15 protein-coding genes and 3 tRNA genes are annotated in these 17,095 nt (G+C 45.4%); 4 read left to right on the plus strand and 14 right to left on the minus strand.

The annotated features are described in order from the left end of the window. Positions 1 to 3: 3 nt before the first annotated feature. The 8 genes from oadA to GVO63_RS07420 all read right to left on the minus strand — a co-directional run bounded on the left by oadA (position 4) and on the right by GVO63_RS07420 (position 6,881). Positions 4 to 1,815 (minus strand): sodium-extruding oxaloacetate decarboxylase subunit alpha, encoded by a 1,812-nt coding sequence (gene oadA / locus GVO63_RS07385; protein WP_159578830.1) that lies wholly within the window; start codon positions 1,813 to 1,815, stop codon positions 4 to 6. A gap of 18 nt (positions 1,816 to 1,833) precedes the next feature. After that, the gene (locus GVO63_RS07390) at positions 1,834 to 2,100 is read right to left on the minus strand and encodes an OadG family protein (protein WP_159495060.1); all 267 of its coding nucleotides are present in this window, start codon (positions 2,098 to 2,100) and stop codon (positions 1,834 to 1,836) included. A gap of 437 nt (positions 2,101 to 2,537) precedes the next feature. Further along, positions 2,538 to 2,614: transfer RNA gene (locus tag GVO63_RS07395), tRNA-Arg, on the minus strand. Positions 2,615 to 2,666: 52 nt separating this feature from the next. Then, a tRNA-Arg gene (locus GVO63_RS07400) sits at positions 2,667 to 2,743 on the minus strand. Positions 2,744 to 2,784: 41 nt separating this feature from the next. Further along, positions 2,785 to 2,875: transfer RNA gene (locus GVO63_RS07405), tRNA-Ser, on the minus strand. 324 nt (positions 2,876 to 3,199) lie between these two features. Further along, positions 3,200 to 3,391 carry a carbon storage regulator CsrA gene (gene csrA, locus GVO63_RS07410; protein WP_012517705.1) on the minus strand — a complete coding sequence of 64 codons (192 nt, stop codon included), beginning with the start codon at positions 3,389 to 3,391 and terminating at the stop codon, positions 3,200 to 3,202. A gap of 133 nt (positions 3,392 to 3,524) precedes the next feature. Beyond that, a complete protein-coding gene (gene alaS / locus GVO63_RS07415; RefSeq protein ID WP_159578832.1) occupies positions 3,525 to 6,122 on the minus strand; it encodes an alanine--tRNA ligase in 2,598 nt (865 codons plus the stop codon). 300 nt (positions 6,123 to 6,422) lie between these two features. Beyond that, complete coding sequence (locus GVO63_RS07420) at positions 6,423 to 6,881, minus strand: regulatory protein RecX (protein ID WP_159578834.1); 459 nt, start codon at positions 6,879 to 6,881, stop codon at positions 6,423 to 6,425. Between the two features lie 118 nt (positions 6,882 to 6,999). Here GVO63_RS07420 and GVO63_RS07425 point away from each other — a divergent pair, with 118 nt between their 5' ends. Both GVO63_RS07425 and GVO63_RS07430 read left to right on the plus strand, forming a co-directional pair. Further along, the gene (locus GVO63_RS07425; RefSeq protein WP_159578836.1) at positions 7,000 to 8,301 is read left to right on the plus strand and encodes a GNAT family N-acetyltransferase; all 1,302 of its coding nucleotides are present in this window, start codon (positions 7,000 to 7,002) and stop codon (positions 8,299 to 8,301) included. Then, positions 8,291 to 10,366 (plus strand): M13 family metallopeptidase, encoded by a 2,076-nt coding sequence (locus GVO63_RS07430; RefSeq protein ID WP_159578838.1) that lies wholly within the window; start codon positions 8,291 to 8,293, stop codon positions 10,364 to 10,366. Before GVO63_RS07425 ends, GVO63_RS07430 begins: the two co-directional genes overlap by 11 nt. Positions 10,367 to 10,585: 219 nt before the next feature. Here GVO63_RS07430 and betI read toward each other — a convergent pair whose 3' ends face one another. From betI to GVO63_RS07450, 4 genes are all read right to left on the minus strand, one after another. Then, positions 10,586 to 11,161 carry a transcriptional regulator BetI gene (gene betI / locus GVO63_RS07435; RefSeq protein ID WP_268891630.1) on the minus strand — a complete coding sequence of 192 codons (576 nt, stop codon included), beginning with the start codon at positions 11,159 to 11,161 and terminating at the stop codon, positions 10,586 to 10,588. Between the two features lie 74 nt (positions 11,162 to 11,235). Next, positions 11,236 to 11,523, minus strand: coding sequence for a hypothetical protein (locus GVO63_RS07440; RefSeq protein WP_236552082.1), 288 nt, complete (start codon positions 11,521 to 11,523; stop codon positions 11,236 to 11,238). 75 nt (positions 11,524 to 11,598) lie between these two features. After that, the gene (locus tag GVO63_RS07445; RefSeq protein ID WP_159578840.1) at positions 11,599 to 13,236 is read right to left on the minus strand and encodes a SulP family inorganic anion transporter; all 1,638 of its coding nucleotides are present in this window, start codon (positions 13,234 to 13,236) and stop codon (positions 11,599 to 11,601) included. An 11-nt stretch (positions 13,237 to 13,247) separates the two neighbouring features. Then, entirely contained in the window at positions 13,248 to 13,901 is a 654-nt protein-coding gene (locus GVO63_RS07450; protein ID WP_159578842.1) for a carbonic anhydrase, read from the minus strand. A 156-nt stretch (positions 13,902 to 14,057) separates the two neighbouring features. Here GVO63_RS07450 and GVO63_RS07455 point away from each other — a divergent pair, with 156 nt between their 5' ends. Together GVO63_RS07455 and GVO63_RS07460 are read left to right on the plus strand one after the other, a co-directional pair. After that, positions 14,058 to 15,026, plus strand: a complete 969-nt coding sequence (locus tag GVO63_RS07455) for a hydrogen peroxide-inducible genes activator (RefSeq protein WP_159495052.1) — start codon at positions 14,058 to 14,060, stop codon at positions 15,024 to 15,026. 15 nt (positions 15,027 to 15,041) lie between these two features. Further along, complete coding sequence (locus GVO63_RS07460) at positions 15,042 to 15,929, plus strand: LysR family transcriptional regulator (protein ID WP_159495064.1); 888 nt, start codon at positions 15,042 to 15,044, stop codon at positions 15,927 to 15,929. A 243-nt stretch (positions 15,930 to 16,172) separates the two neighbouring features. On the opposite strand, the gene GVO63_RS07465 is transcribed toward GVO63_RS07460, so the two are convergent. Together GVO63_RS07465 and GVO63_RS07470 are read right to left on the minus strand one after the other, a co-directional pair. Next, positions 16,173 to 16,457: a pyrimidine/purine nucleoside phosphorylase gene (locus tag GVO63_RS07465; protein WP_159495050.1), complete on the minus strand. Its 285-nt coding sequence runs from the start codon at positions 16,455 to 16,457 to the stop codon at positions 16,173 to 16,175. 25 nt (positions 16,458 to 16,482) lie between these two features. Beyond that, positions 16,483 to 17,073 carry a DUF938 domain-containing protein gene (locus GVO63_RS07470; protein WP_159578844.1) on the minus strand — a complete coding sequence of 197 codons (591 nt, stop codon included), beginning with the start codon at positions 17,071 to 17,073 and terminating at the stop codon, positions 16,483 to 16,485. Positions 17,074 to 17,095: the final 22 nt, after the last annotated feature.

The raw sequence follows: 17,095 nt of genomic DNA on the forward strand, positions 1-17,095 counted from the left end.
GCTTTACCCCAATATAATCAGAGGTTGGCCACTTGCGACGGCATCACCTTCACCCACTTTAATCTCAGAGACCGTTCCGGTGAATGCCGAGCGGATCTCTGTCTCCATTTTCATAGCTTCAAGGATAATCACCACATCACCTTCTGACACACTGTCACCATTTCTCACTAATACTTTGAAGACATTGCCCGCTAGGGGGGCATCAATGGAATGAGAAGAGCCAGCAACTAACGGAGCTTTATCATCACTCGCTTGGGCTTGGGGTGCGCTAGCAGGTGTAACGCTTGTTAAGCTCCCAGAGGGAGCCACTTCTACTCGATAAACCTTGCCATCTACGTTGACGTCATAAATCTCTGACGTGGATGAGGTTTGTGAGTTTGATTTAGCGTCAACAGGCTTCGGTGCACTTGCACTGAGTGTATTTTGCGCGCCAGGTGCAGGTTCGAAGGCATCTGGATTGCCGCGATTTTCAATAAACTTAAGGCCTATTTGTGGAAATAGCGCGTAAGTAAGTACATCATCAATCTTATGCTCTGACAGAGTTAGCTGCTTTTTCTCTGCTAAAGCATCAAGCTCCTTGCTTAGCGTATCGAGTTCTGGCGCAATATTATCAGCCGGACGACAGGTGATTGGCGCAGCCCCATCAAGTACGCGTTCTTGCAATGCTTTGTTCACGGGAGCGGCAGTAGCACCGTATTCACCTTTTAGTACGCCAGCCGTTTCTTTTGTAATGCTTTTGTAACGTTCACCCATTAACACGTTCAGTACAGATTGCGTGCCGACAATTTGTGACGTTGGCGTGACAAGCGGAATAAAGCCCAAATCTTCACGTACTCTAGGAATTTCTTTTAATACTTCTTCGAACTTATCTTCAGCACCTTGCTCTTTAAGCTGACTTTCCATGTTGGTCAGCATTCCCCCCGGAACTTGCGCTAGCAAAATGCGTGCGTCTATGCCTTTAAGACTGCCTTCGAACTGGCTGTACTTCTTTCTTACTTCTCTGAAATAGCTTGCAATCTCTTCAAGTTCAGGCAGTGAAATGCCCGTATCGCGCTCAGTACCCTCTACAATAGACACCATGGTTTCAGTTGCGCTGTGGCCATACGTCATGCTCATAGAAGAGATAGCCGTGTCCAGCATATCAATACCGGCATCGATAGCTTTTTGATACGTCGCCGTACTTAATCCTGTTGTTGCATGGCACTGCATGGCGATAGGCACATCAACCGTTTCTTTTAAACCACTAATTAATGCCTCGCATTCATAAGGCTTTAAAAGCCCAGCCATGTCTTTAATGCAAATAGAGTGGACGCCTAAATCTTCAAGTTGTTTCGCCATTTCAAGCCATAGCTTAAGGTTGTGCACAGGGCTCACCGTGTAAGAAATGGTCCCTTGCGCGTGAGCGCCACTCTCTATGGTCGCTTTAATTGCGGTTTTCAAATTTCTAATGTCATTCATGGCATCAAAAATTCTAAACACGTCAACGCCACTTTCGTGAGCCCGCTCAACGAAGCGCGTTACTACATCATCGGCGTAATGGCGATACCCCAAGAGATTCTGCCCGCGAAGGAGCATTTGCTGTTTGGTATTGGGCATTGCTGCCTTCAGTTTTCGAATGCGTTCCCAGGGATCTTCGCCCAAGTAACGAATGCACGCATCAAAAGTCGCTCCTCCCCAAGACTCTACCGACCAAAAGCCAGCTTTATCGAGTTTTTCCGCTATGGGAAGCATATCTTCAATACGCATACGCGTGGCAAGAAGCGATTGGTGGGCATCACGCAGGACCAGCTCAGTAAGGGCCAGAGGCTTTGACATGGTAACTCCTGATTAGGCTTAATTTTTTGAATTATGACGATGGGTATGAATGGCTGCGGAAATAGCTGCGATAACATTTCCGTCTATTCCTGGTTGTACCGCTTGGTGGTTTCGTTTTACGTTCGCCGCGGGTTCTTCTATTTCACCAGGGAACGCTTCGCAGAAGCGTGCGATGAGGTGAATGCCAACAATAAGAAGCCCTAAAAACGAAAAAACAAATAGCATCCCTATAAGCATGAGAGAGCCGGCTTCTACAAGCAAGCTAGCGACGGATTCCGAATTCATATTCAATCCTGTTGTTATTTTGTACCTGAATAAGTATCACGTGGATTTTTAAAACACAATAAACCAGCATAAAAAACCAATTAAAATCGTATAAAACCAATCACAATGAAACTTAATGCACTATTTTTTAATAACTTTGCAATACTAGAATCTCGACGAAATTAGATCAGGATTCGCAAATTCCAGCCAGAGTTGCTCATATCTATTGAAATAACAGGTTTTAATGCAAGCCGATATTCTCGGTAAAGTCACTGTCTAGCTGTTTAGCGAAATCTTTCGCGTGCATTGCGACTAATACACGTCCGCATAAATAATACAAAGAACAAAGATGTGGGACTGTGAACGACCCATGACGTAATTGGGTATCGAAGAGTAGCGTTTATCGGGATATTTCGATAAAAATGAAAAAGCCCACCGTAAAGGTGGGCTTTTCAATGTGGCGCGTGTGGAAGGATTCGAACCTCCGACCGCCTGGTTCGTAGCCAGGTACTCTATCCAGCTGAGCTACACACGCGTTAACTTGTATACTTTCGAATTTTACTCCGAAAGGTGACGCTTTAAATAGATGGCGCGTGTGGAAGGATTCGAACCTCCGACCGCCTGGTTCGTAGCCAGGTACTCTATCCAGCTGAGCTACACACGCGCAAAAACTTGTTGTCGACCGTCACTATCAACGAATAATAATGGCGGAGAGGGAGGGATTCGAACCCTCGATACGCGTAATGCGTATGGTTCCTTAGCAGGGAACTGGTTTCAGCCACTCACCCACCTCTCCTTGACTGCGGGGTGCATTTTACGGATTCGTTGGCGTGAGTCAAACCTTTTTTATAAAGAAATTGTTTGCCCGCTGTCATTTTAAACGATTCGAGCAAAAAACCAGTAATATGTTCACAATACAAGCAATTAAACAAAAGACTCGCTATTTTTTATTAGTTCTCTCACAAGCACCTGAGAAAAGATTTAAGCAACGTCACATGAAGTATAGCTAAAAAAGCACGTTCTATTTGTTTTTATCGTGATGACTTCATTTACGCAATAAAAGCGTAAAACAAAAAAGGCCAGCGTAAGCTGACCTTTCCCTGCAAAGTATATAATGCAATTATTCCGCTGAACCTGGCTGACCGCCCTTTTCTGCTTGAATGCGCATATATATTTCTTCACGGTGCACAGAGACTTCTTTTGGTGCATTAACACCGATACGTACCTGATTCCCTTTTACACCCAGAACGGTGACGGTTACATCATCACCAACCATAAGCGTTTCACCAACTCGACGAGTCAAAATAAGCATTCTCTTGCTCCTGTTCCTTAATACTGAACGTCATCCCTAAGATTTGCAGACCCATCGGCACGACCCGACGGGAGCGACAGTGATTCCATGTTTCCGCGTCACTTCAAAAACTCACTGTTATATACAAAAATAATTATAGCTTATCTTGTAACCAAACGTTAACCGAATCTAGTGCTTGGCCCAAGTTTTCAGGCTTGTCACCGCCAGCTTGTGCCATATCTGGACGACCACCGCCTTTACCGCCTACTTGGGATGCGACAAAGTTAACCAGTTCACCGGCTTTAACCTTGCTAATTAAGCTCTTCGTAACGCCTGCAATCAAATTAACCTTTGATTCATTCGCTACACCTAATACTACGACCCCTTCGCCAATTCGGTTCTTTATATCGTCCATCATTGAACGCAGTGATTTTGCTTCGACACCTTCCAAATTCGCTACAAGCACTTTCGTGCCATTTATCTCTACTACACTACTAAGCATATCAGCACCTTGCTGACTCGCCAGTTTTTGTTTAGCAGAATTTAGCGATTTTTCTAATTCTTTAGTCTGATTTTGTAGAGAAACTACGCGATCGAGAATATTTTGGCTATCTGTTTTCAATAATGCAGACAATGAAGACAGTGTCGCTTGTTGCGCTTGCACGACATCAAGTGCGTGCTCGCCAGTGACCGCTTCAATGCGTCGAACGCCTGATGCAATACCCGCTTCACTGGTAATTTTAAATAAACCAATGTCACCAGTACGCGTAACGTGAGTACCACCACATAACTCAACAGAGAATGGGCCCATGGTTACCACGCGTACTTTTTCGTCGTACTTTTCACCAAATAGCGCCATGGCACCTGATGCTTTGGCTTCATCCAAATCCATTAGTTCAGTTGCTAACGTGTGATTTGCACGTATTTCTTGGTTTACTCGTCTTTCAACTTCAGCAAGTTGCTCTGCCGTTACAGCCTCGAAGTGCGAGAAGTCAAAACGCATGCGAGGCGCCTCAACCAGTGAACCTTTCTGCGTTACGTGTTCACCTAGAATTTCACGTAATGCCGCGTGAAGTAAGTGTGTAGCACTGTGGTTCTTTTTAATGGCTTCGCGATTCGCTAAATCAATCGCTGCGGTCGCCGTATCACCTTTAGATACCGAACCTTTAACGGTACCTTTGTGCGCAAATGCATTACCCATTTTTTGGGTGTCTGTCACAATGAATTCACCGTTGGCGACACGAAGCACGCCCTTATCACCGGCCTGACCACCGCTTTCAGCATAGAACGGCGTGCTGTCTAAAACCACAACGCCTTCTTGACCGTCTTCAAGCTTCTCAACAAATGCATTGTCGGCGATAAGTTCAACGACATTCGCCTGACCTTCTACATCGGTATATCCGGTAAATGAGGTGGTGTGGTCGATGGCAAGTTTGCTGTTGTAGTCTGCCCCAAAGTTACTTGCCTGCTGTGCGCGGGCACGCTGAGCCTGCATGGCTGCTTCAAAACCCTCTTCGTCAATCTTTAGGTCGTGCTCACGCGCTACATCGTTTGTTAAATCAGTCGGGAAGCCATAAGTGTCGTAAAGCTTAAACACCACGTCACCTGGTACTGTGTCGCCTTCAAGGGATTCTAGCGTATCGTTAAGAATAGCCATACCACGGGCTAGCGTTTTACTGAACTGCTCTTCTTCAACACGCAGTACTTTTTCAATTACCGGCAGCTGGTCTACGAGCTCTGGATACGCATCCCCCATTTCTTTGGCAAGTGATGCGACCAATTTATAGAAGAAGATATCGTCTGCGCCAAGCTGATAACCATGGCGAACCGCACGGCGAATTATGCGACGCAATACGTAACCACGGCCTTCGTTCGAGGGCATAACGCCATCGCAAATTAAGAAGCTGCACGAACGAATATGGTCGGCGATAACTCGTAGGGATTTGTTTTCAAGATCGTCAGTGCCAACAATCGACGCTGCCGATTTGATCAAGTTTTGGAAAAGGTCAATCTCGTAGTTACTGTGCACGTTTTGTAAAATAGCAGAGATACGCTCAAGCCCCATACCGGTATCAATTGAAGGCTTAGGTAGTGGCTCCATGGTACCGTCAGCGTGTTTGTTAAACTGCATGAATACCAGGTTCCAAATTTCGATAAAACGGTCGCCGTCTTCTTCAGGTGTTCCTGGAGGACCACCCCAAATGTGCGCACCGTGATCGTAGAAGATTTCAGAACAAGGACCACATGGGCCGGTATCCCCCATAGACCAGAAGTTATCTGACGTGCTGATGCGAATAATCTTGTCTTTTGGCACTCCAATATGGTTTTCCCAGATATCAAAAGCTTCGTCATCTTCAGAATAAACGGTAACTAGCAGCTTTTCTTTTGGCAAACCAATTTCCTTGGTAAGGAAATTCCACGCAAACTCTATCGCTTCTTTTTTGAAGTAATCGCCAAAACTAAAGTTACCTAACATTTCAAAAAAGGTATGGTGACGAGCAGTATAACCTACGTTCTCAAGGTCATTGTGCTTACCACCAGCGCGAACGCAGCGCTGAGACGATACTGCACGGGTATAGCTACGCTTTTCTGCACCTAAGAAGCAATCTTTAAACTGGTTCATGCCCGCGTTGGTAAAAAGAAGTGTGGGATCATCTGCCGGTACCAGTGACGAGCTTGCTACCGCTTGGTGGCCATGGCTTTTAAAATAATCGATAAACTTGTTACGTAAGTCAGCAGTTGATAATGTCATTGAAAACCTAACTTCCTTTATTCTGTTTTTGAAACGTGCGATTTGCCTGTTCTAATGAGCCTTATAGTCGGGGCGATTTGCAAATACGCAATACGCCAATCCTCGCTATACTTCTCTGGATAATTAAAATGCACACAAATTTGCGCAACGATACCATGGATAGCGCAATTTTGTTAAGTATAACGGGGGGAAGATAGGCTCAAATTTCACTTTAAATCGACGAAAATAACCAATATTCACAAAACGAATCGACAAAAACAGACATAGAGAAGAAAACCCGCGTGTTTGCGCTAAAGCCATTTAGCTAGATTCGTTTGCGCTTACCGCATAATCAATATGTTCTTGGTAAAAACCGCGATACTGAAGAAATTGTTTCTGTTTCTGCCTCAAGCCGAACTCTGTTTCATAGAACTCACCAAACTTTTTCTCTTTGACTTTTTTCGCGCTTTCAAACCAATCAGCATCAATCTCTCTCATTGCATATTCTGCAGTGCTCTCATCCACACCATATTGCTGTAGGTCTAATTTTATCGCGCGGGGCCCCTTCCCTTTCATATACAGAGCACGAGCTCGGCTCTCGGCAAATCGAGCGTCACTTTGAATATCAGCGTTCTTAAATTCCTCTAGAATAGGCATGAAAGCATCACTTGCAATTCCCTTTTGCTGCAACTTTCGCATGATCTCATCAAAGCTATGCTCTCGTCGTGCCAGCATGCGAGTAATCGCGTCGGTAATGATTTTTCGATCGAACTCTGACATTTTTGTAAACTTACTCTTCTGTATTAAACGTAGAAACCGCGTTATTTTAGCGCTAAAGATGCGTACATTGCGACTATCTCGCTTTTTACGCACAAAACCTCTACATAATGTAAATTGCATGACAGCATCTGACTATCGCATAACTATAATAGATTCGATTAAACAGTTCTCTAAAGGGAACTGGCAACAACTCGCAAAAGATGCGGGCCCTTTCCTATCTTATGAATTTCTGCATGCCTTAGAACACAGCGGCTCATGTGGTAGTGAATCTGGATGGCAACCTTGCCATATTGCTATATCGCAAGGTCAACAAGAAGCCGTCAATATGATTATTCCTGGCTACCTGAAAACCCACAGCTATGGTGAATACGTTTTCGACCACGCATGGGCAAACGCTTATGCACAGCATGGTCTCGACTATTATCCAAAATGGATATCGGCCATTCCTTTCACGCCTGTAACAGGCCCAAGGCTACTTTGCGATGATCACATTGTGCTTACTCCGGCGCTTTTACACGAACTAGAAGATACGTTGGCAGCGTATGTAGAGTCTGTTTTTGGTGAGACCTTATCTTCTTTTCACTGGCTATTCCCAAATGAAAGCACATCGGCACAACTTACCAGTATCGACAACCACAAGACCAGTGATTTAATCGATTATATAGCCAGTGTTCCCAGCCGCTACCTTACCCGTTATGCGGTTCAGTTTCAGTGGCATAACTACCGCTATACCGATTTCGATGATTTTCTCGATGCGCTCACGTCCCGCAAAAGAAAAGATATCAAAAAAAGTCGACGCAAATTGAACGAAAAAGGCGTGCAATTTATTCATCAGACGGGAAATGAAATTAGTCCAGAGACGCTGCAGTTTTTCACAAAATGTTACAAAGCAACCTATTTAAAACGAAGCGGTCACGTGGGATATTTAAATGATGCCTTCTTTGAGCAACTGGCCGAAAAAATAAGCGATAAGATGCTTATCGTAACTGCAATAGACAATGAGATACCAGTAGCCAGCGCTCTGTTTTTGTATGATGAAACGGGACTATACGGCAGATACTGGGGAGCGCTCAAAGAAATAGACGGGCTACATTTTGCCTGCTGTTATTTTGAAGGCATTGAATTTGCCATCGCGAAAAAGCTACCACTTTTTAATCCCGGAACCCAAGGTGAACATAAGATACTTCGAGGCTTCGAGCCCATTTATTGCCGTTCACATCACAAATTACAACATGCGTCGTTTCACACTGCTGTAGCAGACTTTTTACAGCGGGAAACGCCACATATCGCAAGCTATTTTAATCAGGCACGGAATGCTTTACCGTTTAACAAGGAATTTGTGCCTACTTTAAAAACAACAAGTGTCACTGCACCTAACGACGACACTTATAATCACAACGAGAAAAACGATGAAATATAAACTTCTTGCCGTAGCGATTGCGGCATCTTTAGGCCTTGCAGGCTGTAGCCAACCTGAACAAGCAAAAGACCAAACGAGCAAAGTTGAAGCGCCAGAGATGAAGGGGGAAGCTGAGCTAGGTTCTTTCGGCGTAGACTTAACCGCGCGAAATGAAGCGGTAAAACCTGGTGACGACTTCTTTATGTACGCAAGCGGTACATGGTATGACAACTATGAGTTACCCGCTGATAAAACTCGCTACGGTGCATTCACTGGCCTTGCTGAGCGCAGTGAAGAGCAAGTAAAAAACATCATTGATGGCCTAATGGAAAAGTCTTCGCTAAATGCGGAAGAAAAGCTGGTTCACGACTTTTTCGTTGCTTATATGGATACCGACACCATCAACGAAAAAGGGATAGAGCCAATCAAAGACGTGTTGTCGACCATCGATACTATTGAAAACAAAACTGACCTTACCAAAGCATTTGGTAACAGCTGGTTAGTAGGTTCAAACACTCCAATTGGCGGCGGCATGTGGTACAACCGCCTTGATCCGAATGAATACCAGTTAAGTGTTGGTGTTGGCGGTTTAGGTCTTCCTGATCGCGATTACTATCTAAGTGATAGCGAGCGTTTTGTTAAGATACGTGAAGCTTATGTAGCACACATCGAGCAAATGCTTAATTTTGCAGGCGAAGAAAACGCAGCAGAAAAAGCGGCAAACATTCTTGCCCTTGAAACACAAATTGCAGAAATTCAGTGGCCTCGCGAAAAACGCCGTGACCGCGATCTTACGCTGAATCAAATCGAGCGTAGCAAGCTGTCTGACGAATACCCTGGCTTTGATTGGGACACCTATTTTGCTCAAACCGGTTATAAAGTACCTGAGCTTAATATCACTCAGCCTGAACCTGTGAAAGACGTCATCAAAATCATTAACGAGGCTGACTTGGCTGATTGGAAGTCGTATTTGAAGTACCACACGATTTCAAATAATGCGGACTTCCTTTCTGAAGACATCTATCTCGCCAATTTTGACTTCTTCGGTCGCACACTAAGCGGGCAACAAGAGCCTCGTCCTCGCTGGAAGCGCGCAGTGAGCCAAATGTCTGGTACTGAGTCACTGGGTTTTGCTATCGGTAAGATTTACGTGAATGAATACTTCCCAGAAAGCTCAAAAGAGCAAATGGCAGAATTGGTAGAAAATTTGCGCACCGCACTAGGTCAGCGAATTGACAACCTAGACTGGATGAGCGAAGAAACCAAGGTTAACGCGAAAGAAAAGCTGATGGCGTTTAACCCTAAAATTGGCTACCCGGACGAATGGCAGTCTTTCGACGGCTTAACCGTTAGCGACAAAGACTTAGTGGGCAATGTTCGCAACCTGCGTACCTTCTTCCAAGACCAGTCAGTAGCGCGCGAGCTAGAGAAAACGGATCGCAATCGCTGGGGTATGACACCACAGCGCGTGAATGCCTACTACAACAGTTCGTTCAATGAGATTGTATTCCCAGCGGCCATTTTACAACCGCCTTTCTTTGACCCAAATGCTGATGCAGCAGTTAATTACGGTGCAATCGGCGCGGTGATTGGTCACGAGATGGGCCATGGTTTTGACGATCAAGGTTCAAAGTCTGACGCAAACGGTATTCAGCGCAACTGGTGGACCGATGCAGACCGCGCAGCGTTTGAAGAAAAAGCCGATATGTTAGCCGAGCAATACAGCCAATACGAACCTATCGAAGGCAACTTCGTAAACGGTCGCAACAGCTTGGGTGAAAACATTGGTGACGTGGGTGGTCTGGCCATGGCTTACCACGCCTATAAACTGAGTCTTAACGGCAAGGAAGCACCGGTAATCGACGGCCTAACAGGCGACCAGCGCTTCTTCCTTGCGTGGGCACAAGTGTGGAAAGAAAAACGCACTGAAGAAAGCATGCTGAACCAACTTCGCGCAGGTACACACGCACCAGGTCGTTATCGTGCACAAGCGCCAAGAAACCATGATGCATGGTATGAAGCGTTTGACGTTAAACCAGGTGATGCACTTTATCTTGCGCCAGAAGAGCGCGTAAGAATTTGGTAACTGGATGAGTGAACAGTTTGATGAGCCGTATATTGGCTCACTGTGCTGGATAGCATAATGCATTCGGCAGCAACTGCTCAATATATAAAAAAGGCGGTACGACTTATGTCTTACCGCCTTTTTCTATACGCTTAATTCAATGTTTTTTCTATGTTCTAACGTATCTGCAGCGAGCACTAATTTATTTTGCGCAGACCTGTTTATCTCCCGACGGCTTATTTATTTCCCGTATTGGGCAACTAAATCTCGAACGTATTGTTTACAGCGGGCTACCGCTTCTGAAAAATCACCGTTACCCACACTGCCCATGGAATAACGTAGCCAATACCCGTCAATTAATGCAGCGGTAGACGCAGCAGCGTTTTTGACCTGCTCTGACTTAAGTAGCTTGCGGTAGCTAAACGCTAAATTACGCTCTAAGCGTTTGTGGTTAATACACTGCAAACGATGCAGGCCCTCATTGTGAAGTGACAACGCCCAGAAATTAAACCAAGTATTGGTGGCAGAACTCGCGCCTTGCGTTTGAGAAAAGTTATTTTCAACAATAAAATCGATCCGCTCCAGCGGATCGTCAATATGCTTTGTAATTTTTAGCGCATCGAGAAGGTGGCGCATCGTTGCTTCAATTAACCCTTGCTTGTCGCCAAAATAGTGACTGATTATCCCTGAGGAAAGCCCGGCTCTTTTACTAATTAAGCTGATCGTTGTACCGTGATAGCCCACTTCTGCCATCACTTCGAGCGTTGCTTCAATTAATTGTTTCTTACGAACTGGCTCCATTCCCACCTTGGGCATGCTACAACTCCAAACCTTAAATCTAAAAAAATAACCTGCGACAGCGCTACACCGTCGCAGGCATGATATCACGATTAAAAGGTTAAGCGTGCGTTGACTGCAACAGCGCGAGGCGCACCAATCCAAAATGCACCCGGTGCGATGGTAGACGCATAGTCTTCGTCAAACAGCTTATTTACTGTTAGACGCACTTCCAACTCTTCAACATCTGGGCCAATGTTTTCAATAAAACCGTTAATATAGAAGTCACTTACAATATAGTCATCAACTTGTGCGGCATTATCGATATCCAAGTAGCGACTATCGACGTATTTGGTAGACAAGCCAGCAAAGTAGTTATCGCGTGCCCAGTCGACACTCATCAAATAATTGGCACAAAAAAGCCCTCACGAAGGAGGGCACAAAAGGGAAAAGCTTTTTATTACATTGGCTTTTCTTTAGGAGTTTACTGCGGCTTGAAAACTTGTGTTTTTGCTTTCAGTTCCGGCTACTTGCTTTTTAGCGTAAAGCAAAGCGTCGTGCAACGTCTCGAAGTTAGGAATACCCGGGTGCGCTTCATTAACGCCTTCAAGTACCTTGTTGACCTCAGCATTAGCACCGCAGATCACCAACTGACGCCCTGCTGCTAGTGCATCAGAGGTAACGGTATCTACCGCCATTGCAGCGGAAACATCCATTAGTGGAACCCGAGAAAAATCAAGAATAGTAACCTTAGAACCCGGTTTCACGCGCTCACGGACATGATGACCTAGATCTGCTGCCGCACCAAAGCTTAGCGGACCACCGAAGCTAAAGATTGATACCTTCCCTTTTAATGACTCCAGTAGCTCGTTTTCTTTAGGGTCGTTTAGAGAATCTGGAATTTTCTTAAGCTCTTCAATTTGTAGCTGTGCGATTTGCTTAACGTAAGCCAAAGCAGCAAATACGACGCCAACACCAACCGCGGTAATCAAATCGACAAACACAGTGAGCGCAAGAACCATAACCATCAGGGCAAAATCCCAACGCGGTCCTTTGTGTGCGCGTTTTAGATAGCTCCAGTCAATAATATCCAAACCCACCTTAACCAAAATACCCGCCAGTACTGCGTGAGGAATTTGCGCTGCTAACGGGCTAAGACCGAGCACAATAGCGAGTAGAACGAGCGCATGAACCATACCTGAGATATTGTATTTACCACCGCTGCGAATATTAACCACGGTACGCATGGTTGCACCCGCACCCGCGATACCGCCGATAAGACCGGCAAACGTATTGCCTATACCTTGGCCGATAAGCTCTTTGTTACTGTCATGACGAGTACGGGTCATGTTGTCAGCCACAAGCGATGTCAGCAGACTGTCGATTGCACCCAGTACCGCGAGAATAAACGCTGCTTCTAAAATGAGAAGCGCTTTGCTTTGCTCAAAGACGGGAAGATGCAAGCTTGGCAAGCCAGTAGGAATATCACCAAGTACCGGAACGGACAACGCAAGACTAACGAGCGTGCCGATAATCAGGGCGGCAAGTGCACCTGGCACAAACTTACCTAATTGAGGTGGCCATTTATAAGCAACGACGAGAGTGCCAAGACCGAGTGCCAACGTAGCAAAGTCGATATCCGCAAGTGCAGTTGGCAGATAGGATAACGCACCAATTGTACCGCCAGGAGGCTCATGACCTAACAAGCGACCAATTTGTAAAATTATAATGATGGCACCGATGCCCGACATAAAACCAGAGATAACCGGATACGGTACCAAGCGTATGTATTGTCCAACGCCCAAGAAGCCAAAAACAATCTGAAATATACCTGCCAATATCACGGCTGTGAAAATGAGGCTCGCGTCGCCTGAAAGACTTGCGAACAAGCCTGCCAAAACAACCACCATTGGCCCTGTTGGGCCTGATATCTGTGCTGGGGTGCCACCGAAAAGCGCAGCAAAGAAACCGACCGCTATAGCACCGTACAGACCCGCCATAGGGCCTAAACCTGACGCTACACCTAAGGCTAGCGCCAGTGGCAATGCGACAATACCGGCAGTCAAACCGCCGGTAAAATCGCCACGTAAATTTGAAAGATTAATGTTTACCATTGTGATAGACCTTATTTACCGCGTGCAAGTTGGGCTTCAGCAGTAGACTCGTCCATGACATCAAACTCACCAGAATCCGTGTTGTAATAGAGCACTTCACCTGAACCGATATTATATACCCAACCATGTAGCTTAACCTGACCTGTCGCAATTTTTGCGGCGACAGCAGGGTGGGTACGAAGGTGCTGAATTTGTTGAACTACATTCTCTTTCGTCACGGCTTCAAGATCTTCAATGGACAGCTCTGAATGACCGCAGCGTTCTTTCACTACTTCCGTTGCTACACGGCAATGACCCAGCCATTCTTTAACGTGAGGAAGAGAATCAAGGCCTTCAGGATTAATTGCGCCTTTCATTGCACCACAGTCGGTATGACCACAAACGACAATGTGAGAGACGCCTAGCGCTGCTACTGCAAATTCGATAGAGGCCGTCATGCCACCCGTTTGATTGCTGTGAGGAGGGACAATATTGCCCGCATTACGGCAGATAAAAAGCTCACCAGGATCAGTCTGAGTAACGAGGTTAGGGTCGATGCGAGAATCTGAGCACGTAATAAAAAGAACTTCAGGATTTTGGCCGGTAGCAAGTTTTTGAAACTTTGCTTTTTTATTCGGATAAACTTCCTTCTGGAATTTAGCAACACCTGAGATAACGTGATCCATATATAACTCCCAATTTCTAATAATTGTAATGATTATGTGAATACGTCAGTTTCACTTGATAGATTAATAGTTTAATATACCAACTCGCGATAGCCATAAGCTATCACCTCAGTTACAGTGATAGTATAAGTTTAGTAAAAGAAGACATTTCTCACCATGCAATTTAACGGAAAGACACCGTCAATTAATCAAATCCGCTATTTTGTGGCTGTCGCAAAGTATCTAAGCTTCAGGCAGGCAGCGGGAATTCTCGGAATAAGCCAGCCTACGCTGACAAGCCAGATCAGCGCACTGGAAAATTTACTAGGCTTAACGCTTTTCGAGCGGTCTCGCACTGGCACGCTCCTTTCACCTCAAGGGAAAGCTCTGTTAGACGCGGCAGAAGAAGTTTTGCAAGCGTCTCAGAGGTTCAGCGAGATTGCCCGCGATCTATCGGAAGGTGAAGTCGTGACATACCGTTTAGGTATCCCACCCACCTTAGGGCCGTACTTACTCCCCTTCGTACTTCCTGATTTACACAAGAGAAAACCGGGACTACGTTTTTATGTACGCGAGGGCGCGCCAAATGCGCTTCAACATGGTTTATTGCGTGGAGAGTACGACCTCATTCTCTCCCCACTATCAGGTGAAAATTCTCAGTTGATCACTCAGCCGCTTTTTAATGAACCCTTAAAATTTGTGATGCCTTCGGACCACAAGTTAGCGGGAAAAGCCTTCGTGAAACCAGAAGATATAGCGGGTGAAAAAGTACTTACGCTAGAAGACAGACATCATTTTCACCATCAAGTACAGCATATCTGCGATAAAATTGGCGCTGGCTTGCAACGTGATTATGAGGGCACCAGTCTAGATACGTTGCGTCAAATGGTGGTTATGGGCATGGGAGTAGCCTTTTTGCCTGGTCTCTATATACACTCTGAGCTGCATAAGCCAGAAGCATTGCATGTGTGTGAGATTGCAGATATGCCCATTGAACGTCAGCATGCTTTGGCTTGGAGAAATACTGCACCTGGCAGAAAAACCTTCAGAGAAATCTCAGTTATCATAAAGGAAATAATAGAAACCCGTCTTTCCGACGCGGTGGCTATTGTCAATGATGCGCCAAGTTCGGTACAAAAACTTTAACCATGCGTGACCATAATGATTGATAGGCAACATTTGCGAATAGTGAGAGCGATTGCGACGGAAGGTACAATGACTGAGGCGGCGAAGTCGCTTTTCCTCACTCAGTCGGCGTTAAGCCACGCTATGAAAAAGTTAGAGGCGCATTTTGACGTTCAACTGTGGAAAAAAGAGGGCAGAAAACTCACACTGACCCAAGCAGGACAGAGTGTACTAGGTTTAGCGCATCGCGTTTTACCTCAGTTTGAACACACTGAAGCACAACTCAGAAGGTTCGCTGACGGCAAGCAAGGTATATTGCGCATAGGTATGGAGTGCTACCCTTGTTTTGAGTGGTTGCTGAAAGTCGTTGCACCTTTTTTGAAAGCCTTTCCTGATGTAGATGTGGATGTGCGCAGAGCATTTTCCTTCGGGGGACTTCAAGCACTACACGGTTTTGACATCGATATTCTGCTTACCCCAGACCCGCTCTCGCTGGAAACGATAACGTATACACCTGTGTTTGAGTACGAGCAAGTTCTGGTAATGAATAAGCATCATCCATTGGTCAAAAAATCGTTCGTGATGCCGAAAGATTTAGGCAATGAAACCCTTATTACCTACCCTGTAGAACTGAGTCGTTTAGACGTGTTTACGCATTTCCTCACGCCCGCCAACTGCACGGTCAAGCAGCATAAGACGATTGAAACCACAGAGATTATTCTACAAATGGTCGCCGCAGGGCGCGGAGTAACGGCATTGCCCAAATGGTTGATTGATGAGTCGAAAGAGCGCGACTCCCTAGAGTATCGCTCTTTAGGTAAACTAGGCGTGTCAAAAACCTTGTACTTGGGCCATCGAAAAGCGCAAGACGTATTAGGGTTCGTGGACGATTTCATCGCCCTTTCGCAGTCCTATAAGCCGTAGCGTAAAACTGTCGGTGACACTAAATTTTAAATTGTCCAACCAATTCTTTTAAGTCACCAGAGACGGTACTTAGCTGTGCAGCTTCAAGGGCTAACTCTTCGGCATGCTGGCTGGTTCTACAAAAGTTTAAGCGCGCAATGGGATAGAAGGGCCCGTTTTCATTGCTTCAAGATAAATACATTCCGTTGTGGAAAATTGCGTTGAAATAGGCCCTGAAGAATTCAGGTTATAAGCTGACAGCCATTAGCTGTAAAAGCAAAGATAGGCCGTCGGTGAAGACACTTTGACGTCAAAAGAAGCATCAGCAGGTACATTAAAACTGGTGCCTGCAACAAATGATTGCCACTCTTCGCTTCCCGGTAGCTTAACAACAAGCTCACCTTCAACGACTTTCATTAACTCTTTTTGTGACGTTGAAAACGTATATTCACCTGCAGCCATTACACCAGAGGTACAGGGGCCGTTTGCAGATTCAAATGCAATCGAACTCACTTTGTTGTCGAAATAATGGTTTACTTTAAAGCTCATAGCTACTCCTTAGATTGATGCCAATTTAGCGTTTTTGCCAAACAAGCATGTGATTATTAGCAGGCATATCGATAACATCGTTTAAGCTTAACTCGCCTGCCCAAGCCTTAAGCTCATTGATATCACGGTAACCACCATATCCGCGTTCTAACAATGAGACATGAAATGCGTGATTACTTTCAGATGTAAATTTACTGCTATGTTTAAAAGGGCCATACTGGCAAAAAATGCCGTTTTGGGGTAAATGCGACGCCACGGACTCCATCAGAAGTCTCACCTCTTCTTTCTGCATAATATGCGCAGTGTTAGCAGTAAAAACGCCATCGACATCGAGGTTAGGGAACGTATCTTGCCCTATGGTGAATGCAATTGGAGGTTTTACATTTTCAATGTATGCATCTTCAAGCCACGCGGAAATGCCCTCATGATATTGAGGCTGATCGCTCGTATGCCAAATAAGATGGGGTAAATGTTCAGCCAAAAATACCGCATGCTGTCCAGTACCGCTCCCAATTTCTAGTACTTGCCGACAATTAGCAAACACACGCTCAAGCACGCTTAAGATAACGCGCTTGTTATTCTCACATGCTTGACTGAACGGCTTTTCGTGCTGCATATCCTCAACCTACCCTTTAGCT

The sequence above is a fragment of the Alteromonas sp. KUL106 genome, assembly GCF_009811415.1.
GTDB lineage: Bacteria > Pseudomonadota > Gammaproteobacteria > Enterobacterales > Alteromonadaceae > Alteromonas.